Origin of the sequence: Streptomyces incanus (assembly GCF_042656345.1) — a bacterium.
GTDB lineage: Bacteria > Actinomycetota > Actinomycetes > Streptomycetales > Streptomycetaceae > Streptomyces > Streptomyces incanus.
In genome coordinates this window covers 61,397-71,207 of sequence record NZ_JBHSPC010000038.1, presented here as the reverse complement: position 1 = coordinate 71,207, position 9,811 = coordinate 61,397, and the positions used below count along the sequence as shown (strand labels likewise).

The window sequence follows — 9,811 nt, the reverse complement described above, 5'->3', positions numbered from 1 at the left end:
CTTCGCCGTACTCGTGGTGCCGGTGCCGGTGCCGGTGGAGGTGGTGGGTCAGCCCCCGGCCGGCAGCATCAGCCGGGCCAGCAGGTCGTCCAGGGTGACCAGGCCGGTCAGCCGGCCCGTGTCGTCCCGGACCACCGCGAGAGTGCCCCGGCGGCGGCGCAGCACGTCGATCGCGTCGGCGACCGTCGTGGTGTCCGTCAGCTCGGGCACCGGGCGGGCCAGCTCGCGGGCGCTCGTGGCACGGCCCCGGGCGCGGGCGACCAGCGCGTCACGCGCGTGGATCGCGCCGAGGACGGTGGTGCCGTCACGGACGAGCAGACGGGTCCGGTCGTACGCGGTGGCCACCCGCAGCACCTCGTCGACGCCCGCGTCGCCCTCGACGGAGTCGATCTCGTCGGCCGGGATCCGCAGGGCGGAGACCGGGGTGTCGGGCTCGGTCAGCGAGCGGGTCAGCAACTGCGAGTCGGTCTCGCTGATCAGACCGAGCCGCTCCGACTCCACCACCAGGTGGGTGAGCTGTTCCCGGTCGTGGACCGAGGCCAGCTCGTCGCGCGGGCTCACCCGGCACATCCGTACCAGTGCGTTGCTCACCACGTCCAGCACATGGATCAGCGGCCGGACGACCTTCACCACCGCCCGGAACGACGGGGCGAGCAGCATCGCGGAACGCTCCGGATGGGCGATCGCCCACGACTTGGGCGCCATCTCGCCGACCACCATGTGCAGGAACACCACCACGGTCATCGCGACGGCGAACGCCACACCGTAGCTGACCGCGCTCGGCAGCCCCAGGCTGTGCAGCAGCGGGTCCAGCTCGTGCGAGATCGCGGGCTTGGACACCGAGCCCAGGCCCAGCGTGCACACCGTGATGCCCAGCTGGGCACCGGCGAGCATCAGCGACAGCTCGCGCATGCCCGCCAGAGCGGCACCGGCGCCGCGCCGCCCCTCGGACGCCGCCTTCTCCATGCGGTGCCGTTTGGCGGCGACCAGCGCGAACTCGGCCGCCACGAAGAACCCGCTGCCGATCAGCAGCAGCACGGTCACGAAGAGAGCCGTCGGGAAACTCATGCGGACTCCTCCGTCTTCCGGGCTTCCTCCGCCGGGGGCGCGACCGGGGTGATGCGCACCCGCTCCGCGACATGCCGGTCCAGGGTGCGTACGTCGATCACCGCGCGGCCGCCCCCGGGCAGCTCGACGGTGACCCGGTCACCCACGATGGGGAAACGGCCCAGCCGGTCCACGATCAGCCCGGCCACGGTCTCGTAGTCGTCCTCCTCGGGCAGCCGTACGCCGGTCGCCTCGGCCACCTCGTCCAGCCGGCGGCCCGCGTCCACGAGCCAGCCGTCGCCGTCGGCGACCGCCGGTTCGGAGACCGTGTCGGACTCGTCGGCGATGTCACCGACCAGCTCCTCGGCGATGTCCTCGTAGGTGACGATGCCGGCCACGCCGCCGTGCTCGTCGAGGACGACCGCGAACTCGTCGCCCTGCTCGCGCATCCGCGCGACCGCGTCCGGCAGCGGAAGCGTGTCCGGCAGCAGCAGGGGCCGCCTGGCCATCGCGCCGGCGGTGGCGCCGGCCAGCAGACCGGCGGGCACCGCCATCAGCTCGCGCACGCCCAGCACCCCCGCGACGTCGTCGGGGTGGTCCCCGAGCACGGGGTAGTTGGAGTGGCCGTACGCCGCGATCAGGCCGACCGCCTCGTCGGCGCTCGCCTCCCCGCGGACGAAGACGGCGTCCGCGCGCGGCACCATCACCGTGTGCAGGGTCCGCTCGGAGAACTCCAGCGCGTGGTCCAGCAGGGTGGCGGTGTCCCCGGGCAGCGCCCCGCTCTCGTGGGACTCGCCGATCAGATGGCCGAGCTCCTCCAGCGTGGCACCGTGGTGCAGCTCCTCCACCGGCTCGATGCCGACGCGGCGCAGCAGCCGGGAGGCGGCATTGTCGAAGATCCGCACCAGCGGTCCGACGACCTTCAGATACGCCAGGGTCGAGCCGGCCAGCGCCTTCGCCAGCCGCTCGGGCACGGCGATGGCGAGGTTCTTGGGGGCCAGCTCGCCGAGCACCATCTGGACGATCGTGGCGAGCACGAAGGCGAGCACGACGGAGACGCCGCTCACGGCCGCGTCCGGCAGTCCGAGGCCGGACAGCGCCGGCCGGAGCAGCGCGGACACCGACGGCTCGGCGATGAAGCCGACGACCAGACCGGTGACGGTGATGCCGAGCTGGGCGCCCGACAGCATGAAGGACAGCCGCCCCAGCACCTTCAGGGCGCGGGCGGCCCTGCGGTCGCCGGCCTCGGCCTCACGGGCGAGCGCGAGCCGGTCCACGGAGACGTAGGCGAACTCCTGGGCGACGAAATAGCCGGTGCCGGCGGTGAGCACGAACACGGCGAGCAGGCCCAGCAAGGCCTCTACGGCACTCATCCAACACCACCTCGCCGGGTGCCGATTTCAACAGGTGCGTGACGGGATGGTCGGGGACTGTGCCCCGGAGGGTCCGTCGATCTGGCGGACACGTGCGTGACTCCTCGTATACGCGCTGGTGGGGCCTGTCAGCGGTCCAACGATCCCGACGGGGGCCATGTTCCCGCAAGAGGCAGGACCGTACCCGCCTGGGCGCGGTCCGGCCCGTGACTCAGAGGCCGAACCCGTGCGGCGGCAGCCCCGGCGCGAAGCACGCCTCGCGGACGACCGCCTGCTCGTTTTGGTCGAAGTCGCCGTCCGCGCCGCCGATGACGATGACGATGACGATGCCGATGCCGATCCGGATCACGGCACGCGCCTCGGCCGGCTTGTCGTGTGGTGACAGACCGGTCCCCGGGCGGTGTCGACAGCCGGTATCCACAGCAGCGTGGAAGTTGGCGGACCCGGCCCCGGGGCAGAAGGGCTCACCCCGGGCGGCCCGAGGCGACGGAGTGTGTCGCATTGGGCCGAACGGGTGGCCATGCGTAAGAATTGCCCGATGCAGACAGTCAGCGCGACCCAGGACGGAGCATGCCGGTGAACAGCCACGATGTCACCGACGAACAGTGGGAGGGGCTCGCCCAGGTCGTTCCGCTGCGGGGCCGCGACGCCTGGCCGTCCTCGGTGGGCCACCGGTCCGTCCCCGAGGCCGAGACCGAGGCGCGACGCCGCTTCGTGGTCCTTCGGGTGAACGTGTTCGCGGACGCCCGCGATGTCGCGGAGACGCTGATGGCGGGGATCCCGGTCCTGCTCGACCTCACCAGCGCGGAGGGCGACGTCGCCAAACGGATACTGGACTTCAGCACCGGCGTCGTCTTCGGCCTGGGCAGCGGCATGCACCGCGTCGACCGCAATGTCTTCCTGCTGACCCCGGCCGGCACCGAAGTGGCGGGCCTGATGCAGGGCGTCGGGATTCCCGGGGACGGTTAGGACCTGTTCGCCGGGCAGGTCCCCAGGTCCGGGAAGTGAACGGGCGGGCGTCCGCTTCGCTCGATCGTGGGAAGTCCGCACAAGCGGAACGGTTCGCCCCGCGCCGTAGCTCTAGCGTCCCGCACATGACCCTGCCCCAGCTGTCGCCGCCGCCCACGTCCTCCCCGCCCTCCTCCCCGGCTTCCGTCGCCCCGTTCCCCGGGGCCTCCCCCGGGGCGGGCGTCGCCCAGGGGCGCCCGGACCGGCCGCACCTCATCGAGCTGCTGCTGTCCGCCTTCGCCGGGCATCGCAACACCGGGCTCCCGCTCGGGCCCTTCACCCTGCTGGCCGGGGCCAGCGGCAGCGGCAAGACCAGTGCCCTGCGGGCCTACGAGGCGCTCGCCCGGCTCGGGGGCGGGGCCGAACTCGGCGAGGCCTTCCCCGTACCGGACGCGTGCGTGCCGGAACGGGCCCGCGCCGACGCGCAGGACCGCCGGGGTTTCCGCATCGGCTGCACCGCCGACGGCCCCGAGGGCCCGGTCCGGCTCGAGGTCGCCGTCCAGGCGGAACCCGGGCTGCGGATCGTGGGGGAGCGGCTGACGGCGGACGGTGTGGTCCTGCTGGAGACCGCGCTGCGCGACCCCCGGCGCCGCACGGTGCAGGCCGCCTGGCACACCGCCGGGGCCACCCCGGTCACCCGTGGCCCGCTGCCCGACGACCGGCTGGGCACCGCGCTGCTGCCGCTGCGCGTCGCCGGCCGGACGCCCGGCGAGCGCAGGGTGCTGGCCGCGGCCGAGCAGATGGTGGTGGCCCTGCGCTCGGTCTTCGCCTGCGACCCCCGACCCGACGGCATGCGTGACCCGGTGCCGACCGGCACCGGGCGGCTGCTCGGCGGCTGCGGCAACCTCGCCGACGTGCTGTGGCGCACCCACGCCGAGTGCGCGATCCGGTACGGGCTCCTGGTGTCCGCCGTGCGCGCCGGATGCGCCGGGCCGGTCGCCGGCCTGCTCGCCGAGCCGTACGGCGGTGGACTGGTCCGCGCCCTGCTCGACCGGGGCGACGGAATCCGTACCGACCTCGGACGGCTGGGCGACGGCGAGCTGCGGTACGTCGCGCTCGCCCTGGTGCTGCTCACCGGACCCGGCGTACTGGAGGTCGACGCACCCGGCGAGGTCCCGGCCGCGCTGCAGACCCTCACCGTGCTCGCCGACGGGCTCGACCGGGGCATGGACCCGCTCCAGCGCACGGAAATGCTGCGGCTGGCGGCGCGGATGTGCGAGCGCGGACACATCCGGCTGGTCGGCTCGGTGAGCGACGCCTCCTGGGCCGCAGGGGTGGACGGCGTGACGGTGGTACACCTGCACCGTGACTGACACGCCCGACCCGATGCGCCCCACTGCCTCCACCGATCCCACCGCCCCCGCCGGCCCGCCCGCCCCGCTGGACGTGCCCGGACTCCAGCGCAGGCTCGCCGAGTTCGCCGCGGCGCGGAACTGGCAGCCATACCACACCCCGAAGAACCTCGTCGCCGCGCTCAGTGTGGAGGCTTCCGAACTGGTCGAGATCTTCCAGTGGCTGACGCCGGAGGAGTCGGCCCGCGTCATGGAGGACCCCGACACCGCGCACCGCGTCGGCGACGAGGTGGCCGATGTGCTCGCCTACCTCCTCCAGTTGTGCGAGGTGCTCGGCATCGACCCCCTGGCCGTGCTGGACGCCAAGATCGACCGCAACGAGCACCGCTTCCCGGCCTGAACGGGCCCTCCGCGGGCTGCCCCTCCGCGGACCGTCACCCTGCGGAGGGAGCTTCTCCGCTATCACTCTCCGCAGTCGATATGTCGACCGTTTTCGAATTGTTGTCCACAGATTTCCACCTTCCGACAGGTGTTCTGTCTCAAACGGTCTCACTCTGGGTAGTGAACAGGGAAGTTGGGCGGACGCGTGGGCAGCGCGTCGGACAGACAGGGGCGGCGCATGGACGCTGTGCGGCTCATAGAGACGAGCAGACGGGCCCTCACCACTGCCGGTGGTGTGCCGGACCTCTCGACCGAGGTGTGGCAGGCGCAGGCCCTCGCGCAGGCGATAGGCAGCCGCCTCGCGGTCACCGGCCCGCCCGAACTGCGCGGCGAGGCCCTGGGGCTGACCGAGCTGGCGGGCCGCGGCTGCGGTGTGCTGGACACCCCGCGGCTCGGCGCGGGCGAACTGCGCGCGGCCCTGCTCACCGACCTGGGTGACGCCCGGCAGGTCCTGCTGCACCTGGGCGGACTCCTCGGCGAGGTCGGTATCGCGCTGGTCGGCATGGCCTCCGCGGCGGACGACGAGGCCTCGTACTGGCAGTGCGTGGAGGCCATCGACGCGGCGGACGAGTCTCGCGACCGCGTCCTGGAGATGCTCCGCAAACTGGCGGACCGCGACCGGACCCTCGCGGAACGCGAGGCGGGATAGGCCGTGTCCTGAAGTCGGTGAACCGGCTGGTCGGCCGTCCGGGGTGCTCACGGGCGGCCGGCCAGATGCTGAGATTGCTGATCATCATGAACCGCGCGTCCTCGGCTCCACCCCCGACCACCTCGTCCCGCTCTCCCGCGGCGGCCACCACTCGACCCGGCCAACGCCCGGCCCACACACCGGCGGTGCGACAGCAGCAGCGGCGACCGCACCATCACCGCCACGACGGGCCGACGCTCCAGGCAGTGGTGAACCACGCGGAGGCGGTAGTTCCGACACCGCGACGGGAAGAACCAGTCCATGGACGATCCACAGACGCATCGCACACCCGCCGATGAGGCCGTCGACCAACGTCTGTGGGAGTGGGTAGTACACGAAGACTCCATGATCTACGAACGCGGGAACCTCTTCCTGGTCGCACAGTCCCTGCTGGTCGTGGCCTACTCGACCGTACTGACAACCGATCAGACAGCGGCCCGGGTGATCGCCGCGTTCGGACTCCCCCTCACGTTCGTCTGGCTGTACGCAGGGCACCGACACCTTCGGTACTCCACTGCGGTACAGGCCCGAACGGCAGCAAAGCTCCCCGACTACGCCGAGACGCGAGAAGCGACACGGCAAGCCGGCGTGCGCGCCACACCGGTGATCGTCTACGCCCTCCCGTCCCTGGCCAGCGTCATGTGGGTCGTGCTCCTGGCGATCAGCTAGGAGCGGCACGGGCGCGACACGGCACGACGGGCCGGCCGGGTCCTACCGGGCCTGAGCAGGCAGGATGGGGGAATGGATCTCCGTATCTTCACCGAGCCCCAGCAGGGGGCCACCTACGACACCTTGCTCACCGTCGCCAAGGCCACCGAGGATCTCGGCTTCGACGCCTTCTTCAAATCCGGTACCGTATCTACCCATGGAGCTTGTGGCCCTGGGGGACAGGGATCAGGACATGATCAGGGCAGTGACCTACGAACGGCAGAGTCACAAGAGCGAGACCGACAGCCAGGCATCACCCAAGATGCAGCGTGACAAGAGCATCGCGCACATCAACTCCCAAGACAACTGGGTGCACATCGACACCGATTACTCGGACGTCGGCCTCTCGGGCTACGACCCGAACGTCTACAGGCCCGGATTCGAGCGGCTCATGGAAGACGCCAGAGCCCGCAAGTTCGACGTCGTAGTGATCTACATGCTTTCCCGCCTGACGCGCCAGGGAGCCGCGGAGGCACTGAAGATCCAGCAGGAATTGGCGAAGTGCGGCGTAGCCCTTGTCTCGACGCAAGAGCCCTTCATCAACACGTCCAACGACAATCCCTTCGGCGTCGCTTTCTTCGCGCTCATCGCGGGGCTCGCGCATCAGGAGTCGAAGAACAAGTCCAAGTTCATCCGTGACGCCTTCGCCGAGTTGAAGTCGAAGGGCTCGCACTCCTCCGGTCCGGTGCCGTATGGATTCGAGGCGGAGCCGGTCAACGTTGACGGCATCACCATCCGCAAGCTGAAGCCAGGAGTCACGAGCGACGCTGAGATCGGCCCCGACTCGACGCCGGCCGACAACGTGGAATTCATCATCCGCGAGGCGGAGTCCGGGGCGAAGGAGAATGCCATCGCGAGCGCATTGACCGAAAAGGGCGTGAAGACTCCGCTCGGTAGTCTCGACGAGGAAGAGGCGAAGGCACGTCGAGAGGCCGCGAGGAAGCGCAGGAAGCACGGGGACACCGATACCGCGGACTGCGAGTGGTCATCAACCGTCGTACGGCGCATCCTGCGTGACCCGCGGCTGGCAGGCTTCGCCATCGGCCCCGTGGATCCGAAGACGAAGCGCAGGGAGATCCTCCGCGGCGAGGAGGGGCAGCCTGTACGGCCGCACGAGGGCTTCATGGAGCCGAAGCGGTGGTACGACCTCCAGGCACTCCTCGACGGCCGCAAGAGGACGCTGAGGCTCGACAGGGCAGGCACGCTGACGTTCCTGGGCTCATGGGGAGTTCTCCGCTGCGGCATCTGTGACGCAGGGATGACGGTCTCCAACTCCGACGAGAGCTATGTGTGCAACCTCCGGCGCAGCGTGGGCGACGCACCGAAGCATGTCCTCCGCATCAAGATGAAGGACGCTGATGGCGTCGTCGCAGGGCGACTGTGGACGCGCGTGGCCGCTCTGGATCCGGACGACGAGGGCGACGTCGAGCTCCTCCTGGCTGCTGCGGAGCGCTTCGCAGTCCAGGGAGCGGACCCGGAGGCAGCCGCGGAGCTCGCGGAGCAGGAGGCCCAACTGGAGCACGTGCAGCAGAGCATGCGGGAGCTCTACCGCGACCGGAAGGACGGCCTGTACGAAGGGCCGACTGGGCAGGCAGCCTTCCGCGACACCATCAGGAAGTACCAAGCGCATGAGAAGCGCTGCACGGCGCGCATCGACGAGCTGAAGGAAGCTGCGACGTCAGCGACGCGACTGCCGATCGAGGAGTGGTCGGCTGCCGGCGAACTCGATCCGTTGGCGGAAGGAGGGCTGTGGGAGTGCCAGGACGTCTCCGAGCGACGCGCGTTCCTGTCCCTCTTCGTTGACTCCGTAACCGTCGGAGCGGCCACGACGAAGCGCGGGACCGCGTTTGAGCGGGCGGACGGACGCGTCGAAGTGCGCTGGGCAGAGCCGAAGAAGGACGAGGAGGATAACGAGTCGGCAACGGCTTACTGAATCCTTCGCTTCGGTTTGACATCGGCTGGTCGGGTGCTATGCCGGAGATATGAGTACGACCCGAGGGCTGACGTCGAAGGAGCGGCAGCGCCGGGAGGACCGGCGGTTGGCCGCTGTGGAGCTGTTCGACCAGGGGGTGCCGCAGGCCGAGATCGCCCGACGCCTGGGCGTGACCCGGCAGGCGGTACACCACTGGCACAGGCTCTGGCAGGACGGCGGCCGCGCCGCTCTGGCCTCCGCCGGGCCGCCGGGGGCGCGGTCCTGCCTGAGCCCGGAGCAGATCGAGACGCTCAAGGCCGACCTGAAGCGCGGCGCGGTCGCCCACGGCTGGCAGACCGAACGCTGGACCGTGCCGCGCATCCGGGTACTGATCCACGAGAGCACCGGGGTGTGGTACTCCTCCCTCGGCTCCCTGTGGATGTTCCTGCACCACATCGGCTTCACCTGCCAACGCCCCGAGCACCGGGCCTCGGAACGCGACGAGGAGGCCGTCCGGCAGTGGCGCGAGCAGACCTGGCCCCGGGTAAAAGCACCGCGGCGGGCCTCGACGCCTGGATCGTCTTCGAGGACGAATCCGCCGCCACCTTGAACCCCGCCCTGCGCACCACCTGGGCCCCGCGCGGCCGCACCCCCGTCCTGACCGCCCCCGTCAGTCACCAGAAGACCTCCATCGCCGGATGGTGTTGCTACCGTCCCGGCCGCACCCCGCGCCTGATGTTCGGTCTGCGTCCCGACGGCCACTTCACCGCCGCCCACTTTCCCACTCTGCTCCGACGCCTCCACCGGTTCCTGGGCACCAGGGTGGTCCTGATCTGGGACAACCTCAAGCGACCGGCCAGACCCCACCACCACCCCCATGATCAACTTTAGCTAAGTGGCATTGAACCCGGATCCACCGGCTTGATGCCTGTGGATAGCTTCTCCGGAAACGAGGAAGTGCCCTGTGACCTGCGATGATGGGAGTTCTTAACGCTTCCGGCACGCACGACCACGAGGGCACTTCCGAGATGCAATCTTCCCATGCCGCAGCGAGGGTCTCCGCACGGTTTGATGATCCGAATCTGGTCGGCTACGGCGGGCTGGCCCCGGTGGGTGCGGCTGGCCGAGCGGTGCGGACTGCCCGCACTCGTCGACGAGCACGTCCGGCTGCCGGCCTCGAAGGACGGCACCGGGGCCTTCCCCGCGGCGAAGCTGATGTCGCTCTGGTGCGGTTACGGTGCGGGGGGTGTCGAGAGTCGTGCTGTCGTCGTGGGCCTACGCCACGGAGTGGAGCTCCCCCTTGTGGCTGGACGCCTGCCGACCTGGTGGGGGGCCGCTGTTG

At 70.5% G+C, this 9,811-nt stretch carries 10 protein-coding genes and 2 pseudogenes; 9 read left to right on the top strand and 3 right to left on the bottom strand.

The window, feature by feature from the left end; translation table 11 throughout:
* Positions 1 to 48: 48 nt before the first annotated feature.
* The 3 genes and pseudogenes from ACFP2V_RS15605 to ACFP2V_RS15595 form a co-directional block, all read right to left on the bottom strand.
* On the bottom strand, positions 49 to 1,068 hold the full coding sequence (locus tag ACFP2V_RS15605) for a hemolysin family protein (RefSeq protein WP_381211669.1): 1,020 nt from the start codon (positions 1,066 to 1,068) through the stop codon (positions 49 to 51).
* Positions 1,065 to 2,420, bottom strand: a complete 1,356-nt coding sequence (locus ACFP2V_RS15600; protein ID WP_381211667.1) for a hemolysin family protein — start codon at positions 2,418 to 2,420, stop codon at positions 1,065 to 1,067. The genes ACFP2V_RS15605 and ACFP2V_RS15600 overlap by 4 nt, the downstream gene beginning before the upstream one ends.
* 211 nt (positions 2,421 to 2,631) lie before the next feature.
* A pseudogene (locus ACFP2V_RS15595) lies at positions 2,632 to 2,790 on the bottom strand (TerB family tellurite resistance protein); the annotation flags it as partial.
* A 200-nt stretch (positions 2,791 to 2,990) separates the two neighbouring features.
* Between ACFP2V_RS15595 and ACFP2V_RS15590 the strand changes: the two are divergent.
* From ACFP2V_RS15590 to ACFP2V_RS15550, 9 genes and pseudogenes are all read left to right on the top strand, one after another.
* Positions 2,991 to 3,389, top strand: coding sequence for a cell division protein SepF (locus ACFP2V_RS15590; RefSeq protein WP_381211664.1), 399 nt, complete (start codon positions 2,991 to 2,993; stop codon positions 3,387 to 3,389).
* Positions 3,390 to 3,514: 125 nt separating this feature from the next.
* The gene (locus ACFP2V_RS15585) at positions 3,515 to 4,741 is read left to right on the top strand and encodes an AAA family ATPase (RefSeq protein ID WP_381211661.1); all 1,227 of its coding nucleotides are present in this window, start codon (positions 3,515 to 3,517) and stop codon (positions 4,739 to 4,741) included.
* Between the two features lie 13 nt (positions 4,742 to 4,754).
* Positions 4,755 to 5,120: a nucleotide pyrophosphohydrolase gene (locus ACFP2V_RS15580; protein WP_381211834.1), complete on the top strand. Its 366-nt coding sequence runs from the start codon at positions 4,755 to 4,757 to the stop codon at positions 5,118 to 5,120.
* Positions 5,121 to 5,339: 219 nt separating this feature from the next.
* Positions 5,340 to 5,810: a DUF6099 family protein gene (locus ACFP2V_RS15575; protein WP_381211658.1), complete on the top strand. Its 471-nt coding sequence runs from the start codon at positions 5,340 to 5,342 to the stop codon at positions 5,808 to 5,810.
* Positions 5,811 to 6,194: 384 nt separating this feature from the next.
* Positions 6,195 to 6,518, top strand: coding sequence for a hypothetical protein (locus ACFP2V_RS15570; protein ID WP_381211655.1), 324 nt, complete (start codon positions 6,195 to 6,197; stop codon positions 6,516 to 6,518).
* A 72-nt stretch (positions 6,519 to 6,590) separates the two neighbouring features.
* Positions 6,591 to 6,698 (top strand): annotated as a pseudogene (locus ACFP2V_RS15565) (LLM class F420-dependent oxidoreductase); the annotation flags it as partial.
* A gap of 16 nt (positions 6,699 to 6,714) precedes the next feature.
* Entirely contained in the window at positions 6,715 to 8,490 is a 1,776-nt protein-coding gene (locus ACFP2V_RS15560; protein ID WP_381211652.1) for a recombinase family protein, read from the top strand.
* 49 nt (positions 8,491 to 8,539) lie between these two features.
* Positions 8,540 to 9,079 carry a winged helix-turn-helix domain-containing protein gene (locus tag ACFP2V_RS15555; RefSeq protein WP_381211649.1) on the top strand — a complete coding sequence of 180 codons (540 nt, stop codon included), beginning with the start codon at positions 8,540 to 8,542 and terminating at the stop codon, positions 9,077 to 9,079.
* Positions 9,076 to 9,360, top strand: coding sequence for a hypothetical protein (locus ACFP2V_RS15550; RefSeq protein ID WP_381211646.1), 285 nt, complete (start codon positions 9,076 to 9,078; stop codon positions 9,358 to 9,360). Before ACFP2V_RS15555 ends, ACFP2V_RS15550 begins: the two co-directional genes overlap by 4 nt.
* Positions 9,361 to 9,811 lie beyond the last annotated feature (451 nt).